This is a genomic window from Phyllobacterium sp. 628 (assembly GCF_014189505.1).
Taxonomy (GTDB): Bacteria; Pseudomonadota; Alphaproteobacteria; order Rhizobiales; family Rhizobiaceae; genus Phyllobacterium.
Genome location: NZ_CP050301.1, coordinates 1,756,479 through 1,781,808 on the forward strand (window position 1 = coordinate 1,756,479; position 25,330 = coordinate 1,781,808).

22 protein-coding genes are annotated in these 25,330 nt (G+C 55.9%); 10 read left to right on the forward strand and 12 right to left on the reverse strand.

The genetic code is table 11. The annotated features are described in order from the left end of the window. The first annotated feature begins 412 nt into the window (after positions 1-412). Positions 413-1,414, forward strand: a complete 1,002-nt coding sequence (locus HB779_RS10200) for an OmpA family protein (protein ID WP_188345587.1) — start codon at positions 413-415, stop codon at positions 1,412-1,414. Between the two features lie 68 nt (positions 1,415-1,482). Here the strand turns inward: HB779_RS10200 and HB779_RS10205 are convergent, their stop codons facing one another. Beyond that, positions 1,483-1,854, reverse strand: a complete 372-nt coding sequence (locus HB779_RS10205) for a hypothetical protein (RefSeq protein WP_188345588.1) — start codon at positions 1,852-1,854, stop codon at positions 1,483-1,485. A gap of 453 nt (positions 1,855-2,307) precedes the next feature. Here HB779_RS10205 and HB779_RS10210 point away from each other — a divergent pair, with 453 nt between their 5' ends. Continuing rightward, positions 2,308-5,178: a glycoside hydrolase family 2 TIM barrel-domain containing protein gene (locus HB779_RS10210; RefSeq protein WP_188345589.1), complete on the forward strand. Its 2,871-nt coding sequence runs from the start codon at positions 2,308-2,310 to the stop codon at positions 5,176-5,178. Positions 5,179-5,248: 70 nt separating this feature from the next. On the opposite strand, the gene HB779_RS10215 is transcribed toward HB779_RS10210, so the two are convergent. Next, positions 5,249-5,662 carry a hypothetical protein gene (locus HB779_RS10215; protein ID WP_188345590.1) on the reverse strand — a complete coding sequence of 138 codons (414 nt, stop codon included), beginning with the start codon at positions 5,660-5,662 and terminating at the stop codon, positions 5,249-5,251. Positions 5,663-5,793: 131 nt separating this feature from the next. Next, positions 5,794-7,128 (reverse strand): MFS transporter, encoded by a 1,335-nt coding sequence (locus HB779_RS10220; RefSeq protein WP_188345591.1) that lies wholly within the window; start codon positions 7,126-7,128, stop codon positions 5,794-5,796. A gap of 279 nt (positions 7,129-7,407) precedes the next feature. Between HB779_RS10220 and HB779_RS10225 the strand changes: the two genes are divergently transcribed. Next, complete coding sequence (locus HB779_RS10225) at positions 7,408-7,704, forward strand: hypothetical protein (protein ID WP_188345592.1); 297 nt, start codon at positions 7,408-7,410, stop codon at positions 7,702-7,704. Positions 7,705-7,819: 115 nt separating this feature from the next. Beyond that, entirely contained in the window at positions 7,820-7,975 is a 156-nt protein-coding gene (locus HB779_RS10230; protein ID WP_188345593.1) for a hypothetical protein, read from the forward strand. Between the two features lie 252 nt (positions 7,976-8,227). Here the strand turns inward: HB779_RS10230 and HB779_RS10235 are convergent, their stop codons facing one another. The 3 genes from HB779_RS10235 to HB779_RS10245 form a co-directional block, all read right to left on the reverse strand. Continuing rightward, a complete protein-coding gene (locus HB779_RS10235; RefSeq protein ID WP_188345594.1) occupies positions 8,228-9,724 on the reverse strand; it encodes a tetratricopeptide repeat protein in 1,497 nt (498 codons plus the stop codon). Between the two features lie 240 nt (positions 9,725-9,964). After that, positions 9,965-10,435 carry a ferritin-like domain-containing protein gene (locus HB779_RS10240; RefSeq protein ID WP_188345595.1) on the reverse strand — a complete coding sequence of 157 codons (471 nt, stop codon included), beginning with the start codon at positions 10,433-10,435 and terminating at the stop codon, positions 9,965-9,967. Positions 10,436-10,544: 109 nt separating this feature from the next. Next, positions 10,545-11,264 carry a Crp/Fnr family transcriptional regulator gene (locus tag HB779_RS10245; RefSeq protein ID WP_188345596.1) on the reverse strand — a complete coding sequence of 240 codons (720 nt, stop codon included), beginning with the start codon at positions 11,262-11,264 and terminating at the stop codon, positions 10,545-10,547. A 98-nt stretch (positions 11,265-11,362) separates the two neighbouring features. Between HB779_RS10245 and HB779_RS10250 the strand changes: the two genes are divergently transcribed. Further along, a complete protein-coding gene (locus HB779_RS10250) occupies positions 11,363-11,632 on the forward strand; it encodes a hypothetical protein (RefSeq protein ID WP_188345597.1) in 270 nt (89 codons plus the stop codon). A gap of 72 nt (positions 11,633-11,704) precedes the next feature. Here the strand turns inward: HB779_RS10250 and HB779_RS10255 are convergent, their stop codons facing one another. Beyond that, positions 11,705-12,637, reverse strand: coding sequence for a tripartite tricarboxylate transporter substrate binding protein (locus HB779_RS10255; RefSeq protein ID WP_188345867.1), 933 nt, complete (start codon positions 12,635-12,637; stop codon positions 11,705-11,707). Positions 12,638-12,856: 219 nt separating this feature from the next. After that, entirely contained in the window at positions 12,857-13,948 is a 1,092-nt protein-coding gene (locus tag HB779_RS10260; protein WP_188345598.1) for a citrate synthase/methylcitrate synthase, read from the reverse strand. Between the two features lie 88 nt (positions 13,949-14,036). Here HB779_RS10260 and HB779_RS10265 point away from each other — a divergent pair, with 88 nt between their 5' ends. After that, the gene (locus HB779_RS10265; RefSeq protein ID WP_188345599.1) at positions 14,037-15,197 is read left to right on the forward strand and encodes a citrate synthase; all 1,161 of its coding nucleotides are present in this window, start codon (positions 14,037-14,039) and stop codon (positions 15,195-15,197) included. A 186-nt stretch (positions 15,198-15,383) separates the two neighbouring features. Here HB779_RS10265 and HB779_RS10270 read toward each other — a convergent pair whose 3' ends face one another. After that, the gene (locus HB779_RS10270; protein ID WP_188345600.1) at positions 15,384-15,785 is read right to left on the reverse strand and encodes a GNAT family N-acetyltransferase; all 402 of its coding nucleotides are present in this window, start codon (positions 15,783-15,785) and stop codon (positions 15,384-15,386) included. Between the two features lie 380 nt (positions 15,786-16,165). On the opposite strand from HB779_RS10270, the gene HB779_RS10275 reads away from it, so the two are divergent. Next, a complete protein-coding gene (locus tag HB779_RS10275) occupies positions 16,166-17,524 on the forward strand; it encodes an esterase-like activity of phytase family protein (protein WP_188345601.1) in 1,359 nt (452 codons plus the stop codon). A 45-nt stretch (positions 17,525-17,569) separates the two neighbouring features. Here the strand turns inward: HB779_RS10275 and HB779_RS10280 are convergent, their stop codons facing one another. Continuing rightward, positions 17,570-18,967: an aminotransferase gene (locus tag HB779_RS10280; RefSeq protein ID WP_188345602.1), complete on the reverse strand. Its 1,398-nt coding sequence runs from the start codon at positions 18,965-18,967 to the stop codon at positions 17,570-17,572. Positions 18,968-19,058: 91 nt separating this feature from the next. Then, positions 19,059-19,400, reverse strand: a complete 342-nt coding sequence (locus HB779_RS10285; protein WP_244642516.1) for a hypothetical protein — start codon at positions 19,398-19,400, stop codon at positions 19,059-19,061. Between the two features lie 400 nt (positions 19,401-19,800). Here HB779_RS10285 and HB779_RS10290 point away from each other — a divergent pair, with 400 nt between their 5' ends. The 3 genes from HB779_RS10290 (at position 19,801) to HB779_RS10300 (ending at position 24,437) form a co-directional block, all read left to right on the forward strand. Beyond that, the gene (locus HB779_RS10290) at positions 19,801-21,060 is read left to right on the forward strand and encodes a hypothetical protein (protein ID WP_188345604.1); all 1,260 of its coding nucleotides are present in this window, start codon (positions 19,801-19,803) and stop codon (positions 21,058-21,060) included. A gap of 68 nt (positions 21,061-21,128) precedes the next feature. After that, positions 21,129-23,417 (forward strand): phosphocholine-specific phospholipase C, encoded by a 2,289-nt coding sequence (locus HB779_RS10295; RefSeq protein ID WP_188345605.1) that lies wholly within the window; start codon positions 21,129-21,131, stop codon positions 23,415-23,417. A 219-nt stretch (positions 23,418-23,636) separates the two neighbouring features. After that, positions 23,637-24,437, forward strand: coding sequence for a DUF1499 domain-containing protein (locus HB779_RS10300; RefSeq protein WP_244642517.1), 801 nt, complete (start codon positions 23,637-23,639; stop codon positions 24,435-24,437). On the opposite strand, the gene HB779_RS10305 is transcribed toward HB779_RS10300, so the two are convergent. After that, complete coding sequence (locus tag HB779_RS10305; RefSeq protein ID WP_188345606.1) at positions 24,422-25,327, reverse strand: MBL fold metallo-hydrolase; 906 nt, start codon at positions 25,325-25,327, stop codon at positions 24,422-24,424. The genes HB779_RS10300 and HB779_RS10305 overlap by 16 nt on opposite strands. Between the last annotated feature and the right edge of the window lie 3 nt (positions 25,328-25,330).

A 25,330-nucleotide genomic window follows, 5' to 3' on the forward strand; every position in this document is an offset into this window, starting at 1 on the left:
TAAAAATCTCATGAAAAGCGGCCCGGAAACGGGCCGTTTTATTTAGCCATACCTGTCATATGCCAGTATCTGCGATCCCCAGCGTTTGCTAGAGCCCGCTTTCTGAGAAAGACCAAACCGGAGGCAACGGTATCGAACTGTTCATCCGGCTAAAATTCTTTATTGCGTTTTATTGGTGTTTTTCAACGTATTGCAGGACGCCAGCTTTCCTGCCAGTAGGCAGAAATAATTGTGGATCGGCATATCAATGAGGGGTTTGTTGCTTGATATCTGATCATGATACGGTGAAAGCCGGATATGTTTCGTGTCTTGCAGAATGCATTTTAGCTTTTTATAAAGCAATCCTTGGCATGGGCTGCCTGCGAATTTCAGGCTGGCAATGTCTCAACGTCACATCATTTTGGAGATACGCATGACATCGAAACTCTTCAGTGGAGTCTTCGCAGCAATTGTCCTTATGGTCATATCCGCCACTTCCTCTGCCCATGCGGCAGACAAGGCGGGCTGCAAGGATTTTCCCGGTATCAAGCGGTTTGAGGGTTCCTCCATCATACTGTGCGATGGGCGCAACTTCGCCGAGTACACATTGCCGACGGGCAAGTGGGTCAAGAACGAAGATGAGCCGGACAAGTCCGACTTCGCCAGTAAGGAAGCCCTGGAAGGCCGCCTGACACAGAATGTCTATTCCGTTCCGGCAGGACCTTCTTCGGCCGAAGTGTTCCGCAACTATATGAACGACCTGCAGTCTGCGGGTTACACCGTGCTGTTCCAGGCCAAGCAGGAGGAAGCCTATAACCTTGAAAGCGTTTTCGGGGAAAAGGGTCCGAACGGCCAAGGTCAGTTGTTCGCCTATAGTCCCGACGAAGCACGCTACGTGGCGGCTGTCAAAGAAGAAGCCGGTGTCAAAACTTATCTGGCGCTCTACGTCATCGAGTACAATGACGGCTATGCACCGCAGGTGGAACCGGTCAAGGGTCAGGTCTATGTTCGCCTCGACTCCCTGCAGGTCGGGCAGTTGAAGGACCAGATGGTGCTCGTGACAGCGTCCGAGATCAACAAGGGTCTCGATACTTCAGGCAAAATCAACCTTTACGGCATCCATTTTGATTTCAACAAGGCAACAATCAAGCCGGAATCGCGTCCATCGCTGGATGAGATCGCCAAATTCCTGAAGGAACAGCCGGAGCAGAAACTCAATGTCGTCGGGCACACCGATAATATCGGCGGCGCTGATTTCAACCTGAAGCTCTCGGATGCCCGGGCGACGGCAGTTGTTGATGATCTGGTCAAGACGTATGCCATATCGTCGGGACGCCTGAAACCAAGCGGTCATGGTTTGCAGGAACCGGTCGCTCCGAACGATAGTGAGGACGGACGGGCAAAGAACCGCCGCGTTGAACTGACGCGCCAGTGAGTTTTGCAAAATTGAACGAGAAAAGGCGGCCAATGGCCGCCTTTTTCAATTGCAAATATCAAATCGAGCTAGTTGCCCAGAATGATCCGGCCGCCAAAGGCACCCAGTGGATACCAGTAGCCGTCACTGTGGCGGCGGTAACCCCGGCGGTGCTCGCGGTAGCCGCGATAGCCGTTCCAACTGCCCGCACGCTCGCGGCGGCTTTCAAAACGATCGCGGCGGTCACGCCGGTCACGGCGATCATAACGGTCACCCCGGTCTATGCGGCGGTCCCGGTTATAGCGCGGGCGGTATTCGCCTTCATATTGCACTGTTTGAACGGCTGAACCGGCATTGACGGCAGTCTGGGCGACCGGCATGGCGAAGGACGGGACAATGGCGCCGAGACCAAGTGTTGCGCCGAGCACACCGGCATAGACGGCAGACATAATTCTGTTCATGGTAACTCCTGTCAAAGTGGCATTTCTCAGGAAGAGAAAAAGAGACCACACCGGAACATGGTTCGATCCGGACCCCAGCCACTGCAGTCAAACGCCTGGGATTCCGGATGGTTCCGGTTATCGATGATTTAGTTGGCGCTGAGTGAGGGGGATCGCACCGTATTCCCTCGGGCTATGACTCCAATGACTTAAACTCATTTTTCGAACGGGTATTTCGGGTCTATTAAATTTTCGTCGCGTCATAATTAAATCGATTTTAGCGACCGTTGAGGAGGCCAAGCCGCGAGGAGGCGGTACGGCAATATTTCAATCACGGTCCGGAATATTTTGGCCGCAATGCCTTGGACGGATTATTTGCCTGCTGCGACGCAGCGCTCAAGGCTGAAGCTGTTCGATCAGCGGAAAATAGCATCCAAAATCCTCCGGCCAGTCAATGAATGGGAGGGATATTTCATGGGACTGACCAATCGCCGACGATTTCTTTTGCAAAGCGCTTCTGTCATGGCGGGCGGCGTGCTGACAGCATGCAAAGACGACAACAAAGCCCCGCCGTCAAAATCCACATTCGATACACCCGGGCAGACTCCCGGCGGAACAGAGCCAGCATTGCCGGTTGTGCTGCCAGAGGTTCCAGTTATGGAAAAAAGCCTCTATGGCATGACCGAGTTAACCGGGACGTGGACATTTCAGGACGTGGCGGTAATTCCGGGGATCACCGGAGAAAGTCTGGCCAGTGCATCCGCTCCCGCCACGATGTCAAAGGCGACGGTGCCGGGTACCGTGCTCACCAGCCTGATCAACAATGGCGCCTATCCGGACCCCTTTTATGCACATATTGTCACCGATACGATCCCCGATACGCTTTGCCATACGTCCTACTGGTACCGTACCGAGCTGGACACGCCGGTATTGAAGCCCGGCCAGCGCTTCTGGCTGCGGTTTGACGGGGTAAATTATATCGGCACAATATGGCTGAATGGCAAATCCGTCGGCAAGATCGAGGGCGCTTTCAAGCACGGCTATTTCGACGTTACCGATATCGTTGCGCAATCAACCGGCAACAAGGCCTATCTGGCCGTCAGGATCGATAAGCTCGATTATGTCGAAGGCGTGCTGAAACCCGATTATAACAGCGGCGTGACACGTGGATATCGCAATGGCGGACCAACCGGCATTACGCTCAATAACGGCCCGACCTTCGTTTGCACATCGGGTTGGGATTGGCTGCCAACCATCCCGGATCGCGATATGGGCATATGGCGGCCCGTCGCATTTTTCACGACCGGTGCGCTGCGCGTCCAGGACTTGCGCATTCAGAGTGTGCTGTCGCAGGATTTGAGTGTTGCGGAGCTGACATTTGACCTTATGCTGGACAACCGGTCGCCGGACGACCAGATAGGGCTGATTACAGGTCAGATCGATACGATTGAATTTCAGCATCAGGTTCAGATACCGGCTGGACAGAGCAAGGTGGTCACGTTCACCTCCAATGAAATCCCGCAACTGAAACTGCTCCAGCCCAAATTGTGGTGGCCCAATGGGTCCGGCGATCCCTATCTCTACAATGTGTCGCTTACTGTTCATGCGGGTGGTGTGGTCTCCGACATGCGGACCCTGAAAATCGGCGTAAGGCGCATCGAATATACCCGCACAAGAAATGGCGCTCAGGAATTGGCCATCACGGTCAACAACCTGCCGATACTGATCATGGGCGGCAATTGGGGGCTGGACGAGGCGCTGAAGCGCATCCCGCGCCAACGCATCTTTGATCAGGTTCGGCTGCACCGGGATGCCAATCTCAATCTCATCCGCAACTGGGTGGGTCAAAGCACGGGCGAAGACTTTTACGCCGCGTGCGATGAATATGGCATATTGGTCTGGAACGATTTCTTCTATTCGTCCGAAGGCGGCAGTCCGCAGAACGTGCCGCGCTATCTCGATAATGTGCGCGATACGATCACCCATTACCGCAATCATCCTTCCATATTGCTTTGGTGCGGCGGTAATGAGCAGAAACCGCCGCAGGAACTCGTTGATGGCGTTGCCAAGCTGGTCCGGGAATTGGACCCTGCCCGGGTGATGCTTGAAAGCTCAGCCGGCGACCCGATGTACAGGGGATATTCTTCCGGTGGACCATATCATTGGAGAACACCGCTCTATCATTTCAGTGACGGGCGAGGGCAGTCTGCGGTGCCTTTCCGCAATGAAATCGGATCATATTCAATCCCGACACTCGAATTTGTCCAGTCGATGCTTCCCGAAAGCAGCTGGGAGTGCCCCGATGACTATTGGGCGGACAGGGATATCAATGCCAATGGCGGCAATGGCGGCGGAAGCGGCTATATCCAACTGACCGCCGGGCGGTATGGGCCTATTGCCAACCTCGCCGATTTCATTCGCAAATCGCAATTGGCGAATTACGAATGCATCCGCGCCATCTATGAATCCTATGTGGCGGCCATGATTGGACCGGTTTCCGCTGAGGTGCCAGATCCGACAACCGGCGTGGTGATGTGGATGTCAAACCCGGCACAACCGAGCTTTGTCTGGCAGATGTACAGCCATGATCTGGAGCAGCATTCCAGCTTCTTTGCGGTCAAGCATGCATGTGAGCCGGTCCACATTGTCATGAGTGCGCGCAGCCTTGATCTTGTTCTGGCAAACCATACGGCAACCAAGCTCAGCGGTAGCGTCGATATCGGCATTTACGAGTTGAACGGCACAATGAGCAGCCGGACCACGCAGAATTTTTCCGATGTTGCGCCCGCTTCATTCAAGAACCTCGTCAATATTGGTTCGAAGGTTGATGCAGCTGTATCCGAGGTCTGTTTTGTGTCGCTGAAAGTCTCTGACAGCAAGGGCGGCATGCTGTGTGAAAATTTCTACTGGTTCCAGAAGAACCGGAAGGATGCTGACTATACCAAACTCGATACGATGGAGGCAGCGTCGATTGCCGTGTCGGCAAAAGTTGCCGAGAAGGGCAAAACGATGACGACGATCAGCGCCAGGATCGAAAACACCGGCAAGTCCATCGCCCTGATGGTTCATCTTCAGCTGTTCGACAGGACAACGAAGAAGCGCATCCTGCCTGCCTTCTTCAGCAACAATTATCTTAATCTTTTGCCCGGAGCTTCAACGCAGATCAGCATTGAAGTTCCGCACGAAGAAGGAAAGCCGCTGAACACAGCAGCAATCCGGGTTGATGGCTGGAAGCTGGACCGCAAATTGTCCGATCTGGATTACAGCGGCGAGATACCAGTCATATTCAACGAGAACGCCATGGCAACCGAACAAAATCCAAAAACCTTTGCCCTCTGCGGTTAAGCAAGGGTCGCACGATCTCTCCCGGCCTTTCCGAGTTCTCTCGGACAGGCCGGGGGATTTCCCGGGATGGTCAATCCGGCTGCAGGGCAGTTTTTGCGGTGCAGTTGCTGCCGCATGTTTCGGGCGAAGCAAACTGCATGGTGAATATCTGGCCGCCTATGCCCTGTGCCAGCGCCGGTGACAGGCTGAGCGGAGTACAGTGCGTGACGGCGGCCATGGCGGCATCGACAAATGACTTGCGCGCCTGATCATTGCCCTGAATGGAGATCGCGGCTGCTCTTGGTTGGCCGAGCAGCGATCCGTCGCGCTTGAAGCTGAACCGCAGGGTGACGGATGATTTCTGCACGCCTTGCGGCGCGCTCCAGCATGACTGAATCGCCTTGCCCACATCTTCCATGGTGTTGAGAGGCCCGGCCATTGCGTAAGGTGTGGTGAAGAGGCTGATGGCGAGGGCGAGAGAAACGCGATTGAAGACCTGTGTCATAATCCCAGTTGCTCCTTTTGACGAACCAAAACCGGTGCACTTGAGTCTGTGAAATAGAGTACCACCAATGGCCATTTTCTGCTGGCATTTGCAGCCCTCAACACGAACATTTGATGGTACCGGTCAGGCGGTCAGCGCGCTTCCGCCGCCCGCAGCACCATCCCGTCACGCATGGCTTTGGCATCCGTACTGAAGGTGCGCGCGGCGAATAGCATGGCGACGGCCGTGATCAGCAGCGAGACGGGGATGAGGAACATGGCGCTGTGCAAGCCAGCAGCCTTGAACTCTTCCGTCATTTCGCTGGCACCTGTTGCCAGCATGGCGCTGGTGGAAAAATGGTCTGACAGCAATCCCACCACGATGGGACCGAACGCCCCGCCAAGCAGGTAGAGGGCGGCAAAGAACAACGCGACCGCCGTTGCCCGCAGGCGCGGTTCGACAACGTCCTGAATGGCCGGGTAGACACACGTGTAATAGTTGTACTGCAAGAGCCAGCCAAAGCTGAACACCGCCGTAAACAGCGCGATTTCAGTGCCGCCAAGTGTCAGCGCGTGGCCGGTAGCAAGGGCGGCAACGGCCAGACCGAATGCACCGAACAGCAGGCGCCCGCGCTCCGAACGCTGGTGCATCTTGTCGGCAACCCAGCCGCCCAGCGTCAGCCCGATGAGGCCAGTAACGCCGACAATCACGCCGGTGGTGATGGCAGCCTGTTCCAGTGGCAGGCCAAAATAGCGCTGCAGCACTGGTACCATGAACGTGTTGGTGGAATAAGCGGCAAAATTGGCAGCAATGCCCGCAACGATCAGCCACCACATGGTGGGGATGCTGAGGACCTTGCGCACGGGCTGACTGACTGGCGTCTGCTCGACCCGGCTTTCTTCCGCCGCACCGCGTGCCGGTTCCTTGATGAAGAAGATGAAGGTGGCAAGGACGAGCCCCGGCACCATGGCGATGAAGAAGGGTGCCCGCCAGCTGTCAAAAGCCCGGACCATGGCGCCTGTCGTAAAGAAGGCTAGGATCAAACCGAGCGGCAGACCGAGCATGAACAGTCCCAGCGCGCGGGAGCGCCGGTTGGAGGGGAACATATCACCGATCAGGGCGCTGGCGGCGGGGGCGTAAGCTGCTTCACCGATGCCGACGCCGACACGCACGGCGAGGTAGGAGGCAAAATTCCATGCCATGCCGTTGAGTCCGGTAAAGATGCTCCAGACCACAAGGCCCCAACCCATGATTTTCCGGCGCGATCCCGTATCGGCAAGCCGTCCGAGCGGCAGCCCGGCCAGCGCATAGACAACGGTGAAGGCGGCTGCGACAAGACCAAGCTGAAAATCAGTCAGACCCCATTCGTGCCGGATCGGTTCACTCAAAATGGCGGGAATGGCGCGGTCGAAAAAGTTGAAAAGATTGGCAAGAAAGAGCAGGCAAAGCACTCTCCATGCATTGGCGGCCTGTTTTCCGTCGCTCATGCTATCCCCCCCATTTATCGCTGCCTCAACTCCTGAACGGCCCTTTTTGGATTGCCGCCCGCTGCCTCCCCGCAGCGGCTGCCCAGCGCATAGAGGTGGATCATTGCAGCAAGACGCCGAGGTATCAAGGTGCAGTTCGGCCACCGGCAGGTGAATAGCGGTCAGCGGTGAATGCCATGGCCCGGCACCGCAATTCAGTCCCTCTGCGACAAGGCTCCGCTTGCTTTCTGATTACAGACACGGTTCACTGCCTCAACCCAAATTCATTCGAGGTAAAACATGGCAACGATTGGCGAAAGACGCGGCCATGCGGAGATCATCATTGATGGCGATCCGCATGGCGATGTTGGATATCGTATCGAGGTGGACAAGATTGGCAGCACCTTGAGCGCCAGCGGCCATATCGAAACCACCCATGATGTCCTCTATGATGCCTTCACCAGTTCTGATGTTGCGCTCGAACTGAAAGACGGTTCGACTGTGCAGATCGTCATCAAACAGTTTCATCCCAGCGGCCGTGGTGCGTTCGTGGTGAACGGTGCAATTCCGGGATTCCGGACAAAACCGCTGCATTGAGTAGTAGTGCAAAAGCCTGAAGAATTAGGGCATCCTGATTTTCACTAGTGCACCAGACGGCGCGTCAATCACCGCCAGTTCCCATATAATAATATGGGGGCTAATGGAGGTTGACGTGAGAAAAACGGCCGCTCTTCTCGCATTGTTGCTGGTGCTTGCGCCTTCCGGTGCGGGTGCATATGTCTTTGCTACATGGAATTCCAACGAGTCTGGATTCTGGGTCGATGCTACCAATTATGAAGACAGGAACTATTCGTGCAGCGTGCTATAAACGGTAACTGTCGGGGGGCGGCAGTCGAGAGAGCTGTGGGAGAGTTTTACTGTGCCTCCCAAATCCAAGGCCGTTTACGTTGTCCATTATATGAATCCAGCCATTGCCTGGACATTCCAGCCGATCGGCCAGCCTTCCTGTTCATGAATTGCCTGTTTTGAAACCGAATGCGACCCAAACTACGGATATGCAACTTGCCTATGTGAGGGCCAAGTCGTTCAAGCCAACCGGTGAGCCACTATCTGCCCAATATTAACGTGGTGCATGGCTGACGGCGATAAGAACGCTCTTAGCGTCCGCATAGCCAGGATCGAGGGCGAGCGCCCGGTTAAGGTCCTTGATCGTTTGAGCGATATTACCTTTCTGACCGTAGATCATCGCCCGTGTGTAGTAGAGAGCCGGAGTTTTGGGCGCACGCTTGATCAGTCTTTCTAACTCGGCAAGTTCAATTGGGGCTGCGTCGTCGGAATTGCCGGTGGTGCTGCGTTTTCCGAGATACGGAGCATAGTTGGGATTATATCGTATCGAACTTCCCAGATCATTGAAGGCCTTCTCGAAATCTGCTTTCCGAAGGTAAATTATCCCGCGATTTTGATAGGCCTCTGCAAAGGCAGGTTTAAGTTTGATCGCCATGTCCAGATCAGCAATTGCCTGATCAAATTGTTCCGTCTGTGACTTCAGGGTTCCACGGCTGTTATAGGCCTGCGCATATTGGGGATCGATACGAACAGCTTCGGAGAAATCTGTCATTGCAGCCTTGAAATCTTTTCTACTGAGATAGGCGTAGCCGCGATTGTTAAGCGCCCCGATATTATTGGCATCCAGCTTCAGCGCCTCATTAAAATCCTTTATCGCTAAATCGGGCTTGTCGAGTTTTAAATAGGTTGCTCCGCGTCCATTGTACCCTTGCGTGCTTTTGGGATTGAGACCAATCCCCTTGTTGAAATCTGTGATCGCCCGGTTCAGTTGTCTCTTCTGCAGGTAAGCTGTCCCACGGCTTATATAGCTTTTGGCATCTTGCGGATTGAGACGGATTGTTCGATTGAAGTCGGCAATTGCGAGGTCGAACTCTCCCTTCTGAGCATACGTTCTGCCGCGCCCATGATATGAATCCGCATAATCGGGTTCAAGGCCGATGGCTTCGTCATAATCTGCAATTGCACCCTTCAAGTCGCCCAACAGGAAGCGTGCGGTAGCGCGGTTGCCGTAACTCGAAGAATCTTTGGGAGCAAGTTTGCTTGCTGCGTCAAAATCAGCAATTGCCCGGTCAAGTTTACCTGTGCGGGAGAGTGCTATCCCGCGGCCATTATAAGCCTCCAGAAAGCGCGGATTGTTTTTGATTGCGCTATCGAAATCTGTGATTGCCTGGTCGAACATGCCCTTCTGGAGATAGGTCATTCCCCGATTGTTTTGCGCGTCCGGATAATTAGGCTTCAGCCGGATCGCTTCACTAAAATCCGCAAGCGCATGATCAAGGTCATTCATCTGAAAATGGACAATGCCACGGCTCTTATATGCATTTGGATTTGTCGGATCGAGGCGAATGGTCTGGTTTAACTGGTTGAGCAATTGATTTAAACTAGGCTGTGGCCCCACGGGCGTTACTACAATCTGTGTCCAGAAATCACTCTCCTTGCCAGGTGAAATTTCCACCGTTGTCGTCACACTCGGCGGCCCGAGGGGCTCAGCCTGAACAACAGTGGCGAAAAACAGCGCAAATCCGACAATGGGGAAATATGACATCGTCATATCCAGGGGCTCCCTTGCACGCCGTACCGGTATGATGGACGGACCTTCAGCAGCGCATTTCAACAATGCAGCAATGGAAAAACCTAGTCTGGATTAAAACGCCCGCATACGACATAGCATAGATGAGCTAGCTAGGCGTTGATTATGAATGCATTGAATGTCTTGTAGCCGCGATATCGTGGGGCAGTGGGGCGATGGACAGCATTGAGCCGCCAATCGCCAGCACGACACCCGTCGGGGTTATTTATTGATCGATGTCACAGCCAAATTGGTCAGCTTGTTGTTGGCTGCCTTTTCCTGATCGAGAATTTCACTGAGCAGGACGTGAGCTTGCTCGTTTCCGAGAACCTTGGCCCATTCGCGCAGGGATCCATACCGGGCGATTTCGTAGTGCTCGACGGCCTGACAGGCAGCCAGAGCGCCGGCTTCCAGCGCAACGCCGGACGCATCTGCCACAATGCCATCGGTCTCTTTGAGGAGCCCTTCCGTGGCGTCGCATTTTTCACCGGCAGGCTTGACGTTGATTGTCTTGAAAACCTTGTCGAGGATTTTGATCTGGCCCTTGGTTTCTTCAAGGTGATGATCCAAAGCCTTCTTGAATTCCGCATTTTTGACTGCGCCGGATACTTTCGGCAACGCCTTTACGATTGCGTTTTCAGCGTAATAGACATCTTTGAGCGTATGTTCGAAAAGCTCTGCTAGTGTTTTCATGGTAGTGCTCCCTGTTGTTTTCAGTGGTTCAACAACACGCAGCTTTTCCTATCGTTCCCAAAATATATGAAACTGCGAGCGCCAAGGCAGCACAGAATTCAAAAATGCTTTAGCGTGGTTCGACTGATAAATTGAGATACATCAGGTCAAATTCGGCAAATTCCATCAGGCGGTCCCAGTCGAGGATTGTGATCGTGTGGTTGGTCCATGTAAGAAGGTTTTCCTTGCGCAAGGACTGGATCGTCTTGTTCACATGCACCAGTGAAATGCCGATAACATCGGCGAGTTCGGCTTGCGTCAGAGGAAAATCAAAACTCTGCCCCTTGGTGCGCCGGACCACGTGAAGACGCACGTAAAGCTCGCATATCAGATGCGCGATATGTGCCTTTTTGCTCTTTCGGCCCATCGCCACGATCCACTCGCGGTGAATGGCCCCGTCGATGAGCGTATCGAGCCAGAACAGCCGCGTGAGATGGGGCGAGGTCTCGGTGATGTGTTTGAGGTCGCTGTATTTGACCAGCGCAACATGACAGGGTGTCAAGGCAACGATGCCGTGATCCATGAGCTTCAGCGGAAATGCATGCAGATCGACAAAGTCGCCCGATATGTGAAGCGAGGTGATTTGTCTGCGGCCATCATCCACCAGTTTGTAACGGGCGGCAAACCCGTCAAGCAGCAGTGTGCTGTGTCCCGGACGGCTGCCTTCGGAAACCAGATCCTCGCCCGCTGCGAAACGCTTCTCCTGCTTCACCATTGATCTGAGCAGTGCTTTTTCGGCCTCCGAAACAACGTCGTGGCTCTCCAGATTTAACAGCAATGACTCGATCAAAACAAATCTCCCGGGGTGTTTCGTCAACGGATGAAAATCCGGTCTCCAAGGAACTAAATCCGCGATCAGGCTTTCTGTTCCAGAAGGCGAGGAAACCAATGGGTCGATATTATTTTGATTTGAACAATGGCGACGGGCGGTTTGTCGATGAGGACGGGCTGGAGTTCGATACTCGCGAGCAAGCCGTCGATGCCGCTTCGCGTATTCTCCTCGATATTGCCCGCGACGAGATACCGGAGATGGGCCGCGGCATTGCTTCGATCAGCATGCGCGATGCCCAGAGCAAGCCCATAGGCATTATCTCCCTGACATTTCTGACCGAGTGGTTCGACGAGAGTGCAGACCAGCAAAACCACGCTGATAGGTAAGACCTCGCTTACACAGGTTTGACTGTGCAGCGCAAATAACGATCACGCTGCACAGAATTTCGAGCGCTTTGTTTAGTCCAGCGTCACACCCGTGCTTTTCACGATCGGCTCCCATTTCGCGATTTCGGCCTTCACATGTGTAGCGAGCTCGTCCGGGGTTGAGGCAACAATCGTAGCGCTGAAGTCTTTCATCTTCGCAACGACGGATGGATTGGCCAGCGCCGCATTGGCTGCCTTGTTGAGGCTTGACACAACTTCCGGCGGTGTTCCGGCTGGAGCGAACAGTGCATTCCACGTATAGGTTTCATAACCCGGCACTGTCTCGGCAACCGTCGGCACATCCGGGAAGGACGGCGCGCGATCCTTTGTCGTCACGCCCAACGCTTTCAGCGTTCCGGCCTTGATATGCGCGGATGAGGACGGCAGATTGTCGAACATGATCGAGACCTGATTGCCGATCAGATCATTCAAAGCCGGACCCGCACCCTTATACGGGATGTGTTCCAGTTTGACGCCTGCCATGCTTTTGAACAGCTCGCCGGACAGATGCAGCGGCGTGCCGTTGCCGGACGAGGCATAGGAATATTTCTCAGGATTGTCCTTGAGCAGTTGCACAAGTTCCTTGACATTGTTGACGGGCAATTGCGGGTTGATCACCAGCACATTCGGGACGAGAACCAGAAGCGAAACCGGCGCAAAATCCTTGACCGGATCATAGGGCTTGGTTTTCAGCATCAGCGGATTGAGCGCGTGGGTGGCAACCGTTCCCATGAGGATCGTGTAGCCATCCGGATCGGCCCGGGCGACCTGCGCAGCACCCAGATTGCCGCCCGCTCCGCCAACATTCTCGACGATAACCTGATGGCCAAGACTGGCTGCCATGTTTGCTGCCACCAGACGGGCAACGAGATCGGTCGAACCGCCAGCGGCGAAAGGCACCACCAGCGTGATGGTCCGCTCCGGAAATGTTTCCGCTGCTTTTGCCGGTAATATTGATGCGATCATCGAGCCGATCGCCAAGCCAAGAATAGTCCGTCGCTTCACTGACACAAATAGTTCCTCCCCTGATCTATTTCACTCACGTTTAATAGTCTTCCCAAGAAGACGATTAACACAAGAGGTGACCGGGAGGTATTTCAAAATTACAGTTCGAAAACCACAATCCGCCAATTGGTGCCTAACGGCGTCTGCCATCACTGCAGACGCCGTTGGTTGTTTGAACGCTTACGCTGCCTTGATCGGACGCGGTCCGGTATAGCGTGATTGCGGGCGGATCAGGCGGCCATGCTGGGTCTGTTCGCGCGCGTGGGCGATCCAGCCGCCCACACGTCCCATGGCAAACACGCTGGTGAAGCTTTCGCGGGGAAAGCCGAGCGTTTCCAGAAGCAGGGCGGTATAGAACTCGACATTGGTCTTGAGTGGCCGGTCCGGTTTGCGCCGGGCGAGGATGCGCAAGGCCGCCGCTTCAACGCTCTCCGCCAGTTTGAAACGGCCCGCGCCATGATCGCCGCTTCCTGCCAGCCGTCGCAACGCCTGCATCAGCGCGTCGGCACGCGGATCACGCACCCGGTAGATGCGGTGACCAAAACCCATCAGCCGCTCGCCATTATCCAGCGCCTTTTCCAGCCAGCTTTCGGCATTTTCCGGTGTGCCAATGGCATCGAGCATATCGAGCACCGGTCCCGGTGCGCCGCCATGCAGCGGGCCCTTCAATGCCCCGAATGCCGCCAGCACGGAGGAGACCAGCCCGGCATGGGTGGAGGCCACGACGCGTGCGGCAAAAGTAGAGGCATTCATGCCATGGTCGCTGACGGTGACGAGATAGGTATCAAGCGCCGCCGCTTCTCCGGCGGAAATGCTGCGGTCATGCAGCATGTGCAGAATATCGGCGGCATGTCCGAGCGCCGGGTCAGGCGCGACGGCGGCTTTGCCCTGCTTCAGCCGAATGACCGCCGGAGTGAACACAGCGGGAGCCGCAATCAGGCGCAGGGCAGTGGCAAGGTCATCGCCATCCTCAAACTGCGCGGTCAGCGCCCGCACTGCGTCGGTAACCGGCAGGCGCAACAGCGGCGCACCAGCATCGGGCAGGGCGCGAAACACATCCTGGCGGGCAAGGCTGATTTCGCGGCGCAGTGTGCCCGCGTCGAGCTTGTCTTCAAAGGCATCTGCGAGCAGCAGCGCCAGCAATTCCTCATAGGTCACAATGCCCGCCAGTTCATCCAGCGAATGGCCGCGAATGATCAATATGCCTCCAAGCCCGTCAACATCCGACAGCATGGTTTCCGTGGCGACAACATCATCAAGACCGTTTTTCATGGCTTTCTCCATTTTCTATTTTGATTGGAAAATGGTGTGCGCTATGATTGACGTCAATCTTGATGTAAATGATCAATGTAAGGAATGCATGACCTGGCTCACCGCATCACAGGCACTGGCGGCTCTCGGCGTTCAGCCGCAAACACTCTATGCCAATGTCAGCCGGGGTCGGATTCAGGCAAAGCCCGATCCGAAAGATCCGCGCCGCAGTCTGTACAAGAGCGAGGATGTCAAACGGCTGGCCGGGCGCAAGGCGGGACGGCGCACCGTCGCCAGTGTGGCAGCAGAGGCTATCGGCTGGGGTGATCCGGTTCTGCCGTCGAGCATTTCCACTATTGCCGATGGGCGTCTGTGGTATCGCGGCATGGATGCAGCGGCGCTTTCCGCCACGGCCACGCTCGAGCAGGTTGCCGCACTGTTGTGGGACGCCGGGCAGATCGATCTGGTCTATCACGCGCGGAACGCTGATGAAGCCGCCCTTGCGCCGGAACAGCCGCTAGAGGCAGTATTGCTGCTGCTGGCACGGCGGGCGGGCGTGGATTTACCGGCATATGGCCGCTCCCGCGCGGTCCTGGCGCGGGAAGCCGCTGGTCTTTTCAACGATGTTACCTCTGCGATGCTCGGCCCCGGCGCGCGCGAAGGCGCAGCGGTGCACGAACGGCTGGCACGGGTGTGGAATGCGCCGCAGGCCGAAGACATCATCCGGCGGGCACTGGTCATGCTGGCTGATCATGAGCTCAATGCCTCAACCTTCGCCGCGCGGGTGGCCGCCTCAACCGGAGCGCCACTTGCGGCCAGTCTTCTTGCCGGGCTGGCCACGCTGACCGGCCCGCTGCATGGCGGTGCCTATCTTGGCGCGTGGTCCCTTGTGCGGGCGGCTGAAGCGACAAGCGCGGGCTTCGCCGTGCGCGAACTTCTGGCACAGGGCCGCAGCATACCGGCGTTTGGCCACCAGCTTTATCCTGCGGGCGATTTGCGTGCAGTCACGCTGCTGAGCCAGTTCACGCCGGGCAAAGTCTATCAGGAGATACGCGAGTCGGTGGAAATGCTGACCGGGGAGCAGCCCAATGTCGATTTTGCCGTGACGGCATTGGCGGATGCATTCGGCCTGCCGCCGTCAGCACCCTTCATTCTGTTTGCATTGGCCCGTTGCATTGGCTGGATCGCCCATATTCTGGAGCAGCAGTCTGACGGACAGCTGATCCGTCCCCGCGCCCGCTATACTGGTCCGGCTTTACCGCTGCCGTAAAGGGTTTGTGGATTGCATACCTATTGTGCGTGGTTCGACAGGCTCACCATGAGGGAGAGAGCTGACTGCAGGGATCTCTAGTCTGCAATCTTCGTGATTGTCAGTGCAATCCACATTCTCCCTCATGGTGAGCCTGTCGAACCACGCACAATAGCTGTGCAGGATCATCTTCATCCGGTTCAACACCTATAGCGGCAACTTCATACCGGTATGGCTGGCGGTGAAACCCAGCGCTTCATAAAAGCGCGTTGCATCGGGACGGGTCTTGTCGGTGGTCAGTTGTACCAGTCCGCAACCGCGCTCGCGGCAGGCCTCAATGGCCCATTCGACCATATGGCGGCCAAGACCGGAACCACGATGGCTTGCGGCAATGCGCACGCTTTCGATCTGTCCGCGCCACATTCCGGTGCGGGAGAGGCCGGGTATGAAAGTGATCTGGGCGCAGCCGACAACGCCGTTGTTTTCATCGGCCACGATCAGCAACTGGTTCGGATCAGCTTCGATCGCTGCATAAGCGGAAAGATAACGTCCATCGACCGGATCAGCGACAATCTCGCGCTGATTGCCCAATGGATCATCGGCGAGCATGGCGATAATCGCGGGCAGGTCTGATTGGGTCGCGCGCCCGCTATACTGGTCCGGCTTTACCGCTGCCGTGAAGGGTTTGTGGATTGCATGCCTATTGTGCGTGGTTCGACAGGCTCACCATGAGGGGGAGAGCTGACTGCAGGGATCTCTGGTCTGCAATGTTCGTGATTGTCAGTGCAATCCACACTCTCCCTCATGGTGAGCCTGTCGAACCACGCACAATAGCTTTGCAGGATGCGTTTCAGGGTCTTCGCACAGAAATTGTAAGCTGAGCAATTCGGCGGCGTCACTAAAACTTCATGGAACAGTCAAACGGCAGAGATGCACAGCACCTAATCCTGCAGGCTCGATCCACGAACTCGAAACCGCCGGTGATCTCCATGCGACCCATATTTGCCACGCTTCTTTGCGTTACGTTTCTCATTCCCGCTTCAGCTTTTGCTGCAGATCGGGAATTCAAGGCCAAACTCGTCTCCCACGCCATTCTGCCTGCCAACACGATCATCAAGGCGCCCGACAATGCGCCGGAACACCTGAAGACAGCCGGCAAGTTCACCACTGCCGACCGCAAGCGCGCGGAAGGTTTGGGGACGGTCCCCGGCAAGGATGGCGTGCGGCTGACAGGGCTGAGCCTGCCTTTCGATGGCCAGCCGGTACAGGGCTTTTCCGGTATTAAGGCGGTTGGCGATGGCACGTACTGGTCACTGTCCGACAATGGTTTCGGCACGAAACTGAACTCACCCGATGCCATGCTAATGCTGCATCACATTGCTTTCGATTGGGAGAAGGGCACGGTTAACCGCAAGGAAACCGTGTTCCTGCGCGACCCTGACAAGAAAATACCGTTCCCGATTGTCATGGAAGGCAGCGATACGCGCTATCTCACCGGCAGCGATCTCGATGTGGAATCGATCCAGCCGGTTGCCGATGGTTTCTGGATCGGCGAGGAATTCGGACCTTATCTTGTCAAGGTGACACGCGACGGCAAGGTCACTGATGTCATCGCCACCAAAGTTGGCGAGCGTGCGGTTCGTTCGCCCGACAATCCGGCGATCACACTGCCAGCCAACCCGACATTGAAGAACCCGGCCTTCAACCTGAAACGTTCCGGCGGTTTCGAAGGCCTGGCGCAATCGAAAGATGGCAGCAAGCTCTATGGTCTGCTTGAAGGTCCGCTGTTCGGTGAGGATGGCGTTGTGGAGAAGGTTGACGGGCAGCCTGTGCTGCGCATCATCGAATTCGATGTCGCATCAAAGAGCTGGACCGGCCGCAGCTGGCTTTATCCGCTGGCGCAAGGCGGCGAGGCCATCGGCGATTTCAACATGATCGACGCGACTACGGCGCTGGTGATCGAGCGCGACAATGGTGCCGGTACGGCTGCAAAAGCCTGCGCCGATCCGAAGACACCGAAGCCCGATTGCTTTGATGTGCCTTCCAAGGTCAAGCGGATCTACAAGATTGAGATGACCGACCAGAACGTTGGCGCTGCCGTGCGCAAGATTGGCTATATCGATCTGCTGAACATTACCGATCCGGACAACAAGAAGCGTCAGGGCGGCGGCGAGGGTTTTTACGATATGCCGTTCGTGACCATCGAGAATGTCGACGTGGTTGATGCCACCCATATCATCGTTGGCAACGACAACAACCTGCCATTCTCCGCTGGCCGCGCCGTTGATAAGGCCGATGACAATGAATTCGTGCTGCTTGAAGTCGGCGATTTCCTGAAGGCGCGCTAATATTCAATCCGGGGCGGCGAAAACCGCCCCGGATTGTCTGTTCGCTTAATTCACGGCGCGCAGATTGTTCTTCGATACCAGCTCTTCTGTATCTGCCAAGGCCAGTTCGAAGCGGTTGAACAGTTCGTTGAGTTCAGCTTCGGTGATGATCATCGGCGGGCAGAAGGCGATGGAATCGCCGATAGCGCGCAGGATTGCGCCATGGCCTTCGAGGAAACGCGCCAACTGGGCGCCGACACCATGCTTTGGATCGAATGAGCGCTTGGTCGCCTTGTCCGCCACCAGTTCAACCGCGCCCATCAGGCCGGAATTGCGCACTTCGCCCACCAGCGGGTGATCAATGACCTTCTTCAGGCGTGCCTCGAAGGTCGGTGTCAGGCTGCGGACGTAATCGACAATGTTGCGGCGCTGATAAATCTCGATGGCCTTCACCCCGAGCGCACAGCCAAGCGGATGGCCGCCATAGGTGAAGCCATGACCGAATGTGCCGATCTGGGCGCTGTGGTCGACATAGGCCTGATAGATATCTTCCGGAACCAGCACAGCGCCGAGCGGCGCATAGGCGGATGTCAGCTGTTTGGCGGCGGAAATTGTCGTTGGCGTCATGCCGACGCTCTGGCTGCCCCACCAATGACCGGTACGGCCAAAGCCATTGATGACTTCATCGGCGATAATCAGGATATCGTGCTCACGCAGGATTGGCTCGATGGCGGCAAAATAGCCCGATGGCGGCACCAGCACGCCGCCCGCGCCCATGACCGGCTCGGCGATGAAGGCAGCGATCGTATCGGGGCCTTCGCGCTCGATCATATCGCGCAGGGAATCGGCAAGACGTGCCACAAACTCGGCCTCGCTCTCGCCCGCCTGACCAAAACGGTAATAATGCGGGCAGTCCGTGTGCAGGATGCCTTCGACCGGCAAATCCCAGCCCTTGTGATTGTAGGGCAGGCCGGTCAGCGACGCCGCCATGATGGTCACACCGTGATAGGCCTTGACCCGCGAGATGATCTTTTTCTTCTTCGGTCGTCCCAGCGCATTGTTATAGTACCAGGCGAGCTTGACCTGGGTGTCATTGGCTTCCGAGCCTGACGATGTGTAGAAAACCTTGGAAATCGGCACAGGCGCGATTTCCTTGAGCTTTTCCGCCAGCTCGATGGCCGGTTCCATGCCCTTGCCGCCGAAAAGATGGTAGTAGGGCAGGGTGCGCAACTGTTCGGTTGCGGCCTCGATCATTTCCTCGTCGCCGAAGCCGAGCCCGGCACACCACAGGCCGGCCATGCCCTCGATATATTCCTTGCCCTGCGTGTCATAGATATAGACCCCCTTGGCATGACCCATGACCAGCGGTCCTTGATCCTTCAGCTTGTGGAGGGGCGTATAGGGATGCAGGATCGAATCGATATCGCGTTGCTGGACATTCGTAAGGGGGCGGCTGCTCGCCATGTGATAACTCCATCTGTGAGGGATGGAGCAACCCTACCGGGAGTTCAGGAAAGAGCAACGGCAACAGACGGGAAAATGATGCTGCAGCGCATCATTCCGGGCGCATGCCCTTCATGACGGCGGCATAGTCCTTGCCAAGACGCGTGAGCAGGGTGTTTTCGTCGTCTTCTGCTGAAACGGTCAGGCTGGTGCCGTCATTGCCGAGCATGACAAAGACGATCTGATCGGCTGCGCCGTCTGACACGGAAATAGCGGCAATGCGCTGCTGGTCGCCATCTTCCGGCGCGCGCATGTTGAACACGACCTCGCCGCCGACCAACGCCGCCGCCTTCTGCAGGGCGCCTTCGAAACCATCGGCAACAATATCCTGTGCGCCGAGCGCCAGTTCAATTTCAACAACTTCAAGCGAAACCGCTTTGCCAGTCTCAGGCATTCTGTCCGGCCTCGTCATTTTGCATTGTAAAAGCGGCTTGCTTGACCGCTCTCCATGTCCCGCACGGAATCACAGGGCGATGATGTCAGTTATGTGACAGCCGATCCATTCATAAAGTGTGAATGGCGTAAATGTACGATCGCAAGTTGGCGGTTGACGCGCGTTCAGGGCGATGTCATCGTACTATTATTGAACAACGGTCATTCCGTTGATATTGCGGGCAATTTCATGCCCATTATGCCAAATTTTACTGCTTGCATTTTTGTCGTCATATTCATAATTTTTGGTAGATAACATGTAGAAAAATATTGCTATTTCCAGCGTTCTCCTGCTTTCCCTCACTGCTTGCGATGGTGACGATAACAACGCTTCTGGCGATGTATCGCCGTCGACTTTTGCGTTGCAGGAGGAGCTTCAGCAAACGCAAAGCCAACTCGACATTGCCCGTGCCGATGCGGCAAGGCTGAAGCAGGAAAACGAAAAGGCAGCCGCTGGCAGCACACTGATCATCACCGGGTTGCAGGACGCAAAAAGCGGATTGGAAAAGCGCATTGATGCGCTGGAGAAGTCCAGCCATGAGACCGCCGATACTTTGGCTGCGAAAACCAGGGAGTTGAAAGATGCCAGCGACGGGGCAGCGGCGCTTCAGGACAGAATTGATGCGTTGAGCGAACAGTTGAAGACTGCCGGAGGCGACAGGACGAAGCTTATGGAAGAACTGGCGAAAGCCAAAACGGATCTGGCCGCAGCCGGGACGGCAAAAGAGGCGGCGGAAAAGAGTGCAGCCGATGCGGCAGCCAAGTTGAAGACTGCCGAAGATGACAAGACAAAGCTTGAGGGCGAACTGAAAACCGCCAGGACGGATATTGCCACAGCCGCAACGGAGAAAAAGACAGCAGAGCAGAAAGCAGCTGATGCGGCAGCCAAGTTGAAGACGGCCGAAGATGACAAGACAAAGCTTGAGGGCGAACTGAAAACCGCCAAGACGGATTTGGCCACAGCTGGCACGGCAAAAGAGACGGCTGAAAAGAAAGCTGCCGACGCCGAAGCCAAGCTGAAGACCGCCGAAGACGATAAGACAAAGCTTGAGGGCGAACTGAAAACCGCCAAGGCGGATCTCGCTACAGCTGGCACGGCGAAAGAGACGGCTGAAAAGAAGGCAGCCGACGCCGAAGCCAAACTGAAGACGGCCGAAGACGACAAGACCAAGCTCGAGGGTGAACTGGCAACCGCCAAGACGGATGTTGCCACAGCAGGCACCGCGAAAGAGACGGCTGAAAAGAAAGCCACCGACGCGGAGGCCAAGCTGAAGACCGCCGAAGACGACAAGACCAAGCTCGAAGGTGAACTGACAACCGCCAAGACGGATTTGGCCACAGCTGGCACGGCGAAAGAGACGGCAGAAAAGAAGGCAGCCGATGCGGAAGCTAAGCTAAAGACCGCCGAAGATGACAAGACAAAGCTTGAGGGCGAACTGACAACCGCCAAGGCTGATCTCGCTACAGCGGTCAGCGAAAAGCAGACGCTTGAAGCGGACAAGAAAGCTCTCGCGGATCAACTCGCCGTTTCGGAGCGGGAACGTGAGATTCTAGCAGCCCGTTTGGAAGACGGTAAGGGTAAAGAGACCGATGACGGCGAGGTTTGCCAGCAAAAAGGTTAGCTCAATTCCACTCGGTTCTCACTTTTTGAGATTTAATTTTTCAGAACGAATATTTTCAGGATGAAGACATGGACAGACGCGAATTCATTCGTTTGCTCGGCCTAGCAGGAACGAGCGCAGCCGCTTACACAGCCTGTTCCGCCTATATGCGTGAGGCGCTGGCCAAAGGGCCTGAAACAGTAGAGGCACTCACCACTGCTGCTGTGCCTTGTATCGAAGGATCGCTCGAGGATATCGAGCACGTCATCATCCTGATGCAGGAAAACCGCTCCTTTGACCATTATTTTGGGACGTTGCGCGGCGTCCGAGGTTTTGGCGATCCGCGACCGTTGAAGCTTAGGAATGATGAGCCAGTCTGGCAGCAGGCATTGCCTAAAGATGCGAGCGGCAAGGCTCAGTCCCCGATACAACCCTACCATCTGCCGATGAAGCCGGAATTTGCCTTGCAGGATGCGCATCATGCGGGCGCAGTGTTTCTGGAGGATCCCGCGCACGACTACACGACAGGTATTGCCGCATGGAACAACGGCTGGATGGATCAATGGGGAATGCAAAAGGGTGTCGTTTCCCTGGCCCACTATGTCGAGGAAAACATCCCGCTTTATTTCAAGCTGGCAAAGGCCTTCACGCTTTGTGATGCTTATTTCTGTTCGGTGAACGGGCCTACAGATCCCAATCGCAGCTATTTCTGGACTGCGACATCGGCAGGATTCAGTGACAATTCGAGTTTCAGCGGATCGGCCACGCAAAAAGGTATACGAACATGGGCCACTTATCCGGAAAAGCTGGAGAAACTGGGTGTCAGCTGGAACTTCTATCAGGATGGCCTGACATGGAACGCGCAGAATCCTTTTGACGGCAATTACGGTGATAATACACTCGAATATTTTGATAAATACATGGGCAAGAGCAGTGTCCTTTATAAGAAAAACCAGTCGATAAATTCTGTCCTGCGGACCGATGCGGACAAGCCATCGCAGTTTGAGGCGGATATCCTCAATGACACGCTCCCTGCAGTCTCATGGATCGTGCCGCCGGAAGCTTTTAGCGAACATCCAAAATGGCCGCCGGAATTTGGCGAATATTATGTCCACGAAATCTTGCGGGCACTGGCCGCAAACAAGGAGGTATGGAAGAAAACGGCGCTGTTTATCACATATGATGAAAATGGCGGCTTTTTCGATCATGTACCACCGCCGGTACCGCCGCTCAAAAAGGATGTCGGCAAGGTTTCCAGCGGCATTGTTGTTCCTGAACCCGCCAGTACATTCAATGTCGATGCTGAATCGCCACGTGGAAAAAATACGCCGCTCGGGATGGGAACACGCGTACCCACGCTCGTCATCTCCCCGTGGAGTACGGGCGGGCGGGTCTGTTCGGAGGTCTTTGACCATACATCTTTCATCCGTTTTCTGGATGAATGGTTGATTGCTCACGGCAAACAGGATGAAGATGCCGACGCATTTCCCAATATTTCCTCATGGCGGTATGCCGTTGCCGGCGATTTAACCAGCACATTTGATTTCTACCACGCGGCAAACCCAGGTACGGAGTCTTTGGCCGAACCCGGTCAGTCCGCTGCGATTTTTACGAGCGCAAAACGGGAAGCTGCTCGACAAATAAAAGGTTTTTCACCGAAAGCCAGCGATACCTTGCCGGACAAGGACATGCCGGTTCGTGGAAAGCAGGATAATGCGCGCTGCGAAATCCTGCCGCTCGCCTATGACTTTACCGTCACTGCGGCGCGTATTTATGTAAGCGGCGGAGCCGAAAAGCTCACACTGACCTTTGCCAATTACGGTCCGCTGGCCGCTGCCTTTACGGTTTATTCCTATGATCGCACCGATGGTCCGTGGTTTTATACCGTGGAAGGATCCTCGGATGACGAGCCTAATTTGCTGACTGACCTGTGGGATCTCCGTGTCTACGATACATTGAGAAGAGCGCCTTTCGACTATCATCTGGCCGTTCATGGGCCGAATGGTCATCTGAACGAGTTTCGCGGAAATTCGAATTCAACCGAACAGTACCTTGCCGATGTCATCGATGTATCGCTCACCGATGACGAGAAGGGGGTGCACTTCCACTTCAGCCAATGGCCGGAAGGAAGCGGCAAGTTGAAAATGATCAGTGCTTATACAGGAAAGGAACAAATCCTTCCGTGGGGGACAAAATTTGCCGACACAATGACCGTTGACGGGTGGTACGACGTATCTTTTGTCGATGCGGTCAATACATCCCGTTACCTCAGGCGCTATGCGGGGCGTCTTGAAACCGGCACGATCAGCAAGAGTGATCCGGCAATCGGTATGATCTATGACGAGGTGAAGCGGATTTACAAAGCCGGGACAGTGTAAGCGGCTGGGAGATTGTGAGCCCGCGTGCCGGCGCAGGCTTCACAGCTCCGGCGTTTCAGGCGGCTGCTCCAAGCCTAACATGAGGAGCAGTCACGCTGCGAACGGTGCGGAAGGTAGAGCTGTCAGCCAAGCTTCCCGCTTTGGGCAGCTATGGCTTGTCTCCGGTGTCATTTGCGATTAGCTGTTGGTACTCATTCTTGCAGCCAGCGCCAGGATTCCATGCGACAGCACATTCGACGCCGCCAATCGATATCAGCCAAATGGTCGGTCCGCATCGCCTTTCTGTCGGCAATCCTGTTTGTCCTCTCGGCCCTTGGTCACCGCTTCGAGCGCATCGAGACACCGGAATTTCTCTGGCTGCTGGCCATTGTTGCCGGTCTGGCCGTGCTGGCACTGCTCCTCAGCATCAAGGGTTTCACCAGCCTGTGGCGGCGCGGCGATCGGGGTGGTCCTTCGGCATTTTGGGGCGCGGTGATCGCACTTATTGTGCTTGGGCCTTTCGTCACCACGGTCTATCAGGCGCTGACCCTGCCGGCGATCTATGACATATCCACGGATTTGACTGATCCGCCGGCGCTGTTTTCGACAAGCGGGTTGCGAACCGACCAGATGAACCCGCTGGCCAATGATCCGCGCAGCCGCGCATTGCAGGCCAAGGCCTATCCGGAAGTGACGGGTCGCCGTTATGAAGGCTCACCTGACCGGATTCTGGATGGGATCAGCAGCGTGATCGCCGACAATGGCTGGACGATCATCGACCAGAAGGGCCTGCCGGGAGACGATGAAGAAATTCTGCTGGAAGTCGTCGCACGGACCTGGCTGCTTGGTTTTACCAGCGATGTGGTGATCCGTCTGAGCGATGAGGGCGATACGACTTATGTCGATATGCGCTCGGTGTCGCGCTATGGCGTGCATGATCTCGGTGACAATGCCGACCGCATTACCCAGTTCATGGCAGCGCTCGATAGTCAGATCCAGAGCGCCCAGCCGGAAGAAGATACCACTCAGCCTGCCCAGTAAATGCCATCAATGGAGGGATTGCCCTCAGTGTAGACACGGCCACGTGCCACCAGATCCTCCAGATGTGCCAATACGGAAAGCGCCGCAGCGCCATGCAGGCGCGGATCGGTCTCGCGGTAGATCACCTTGACCATCTCGGCAATGGTACGGTCGCCAAGCTTGACCCGCTCCAATACCGCCCGTTCTCGCATTTTCCGGTGCGCTTTCAGCCCGCGCACAAAGGTTTTCGGCTTGGTCACCGCGCCGCCATGGCCGGGCAGATAGACGCGGTCGTGCCGCTCCAGCAGCCTGTCGAGCGAGGCCATGTAGTCGGACATGGAGCCATCGGGCGGCGCAACGATGGAGGTGGCCCAGGCCATGACGTGATCGGCGGAAAACAGCACGTCCGTCCCCTCCAGCGCAAAAGCGACATGGTTTGCGGTATGGCCTGGTGTGTGGATGGTGCGCATGGCCCAGCCATCCCCCTCGATCACGGAATTGTCCGCTGCGATGATATCAGGCACGAAATCGTAATCGCCACTGGCATCGAGGAAGTTGATCTCGCCGATATGCAGGGGCCGGGCAGGGCGGTGCGGACCTTCGGCAACCAGTTTTGCGCCGAGCTCCTGCGCCATCAAGGTTGCAAGCGGCGAGTGATCCCGGTGCGTATGGCTGACAAAGATATGGCTGACAGGACGCCCGGCAATGGCATGGAGCAGGGTGGCGCGATGCGCCTCGTCGACGGGGCCCGGATCAATCAGCGCCAACGTATCGCGGCCGATCAGATAGCTGTTGGTCCCGTAGAAGGTGAAGGGGCTCGGATTATTGACCGTGATTCGCTTGATATCATGCGCAAGCTGCACGGCCTCGCCATAATGTGGCGCAAAAGAACTGTCGAAAACGAGGGACATGGA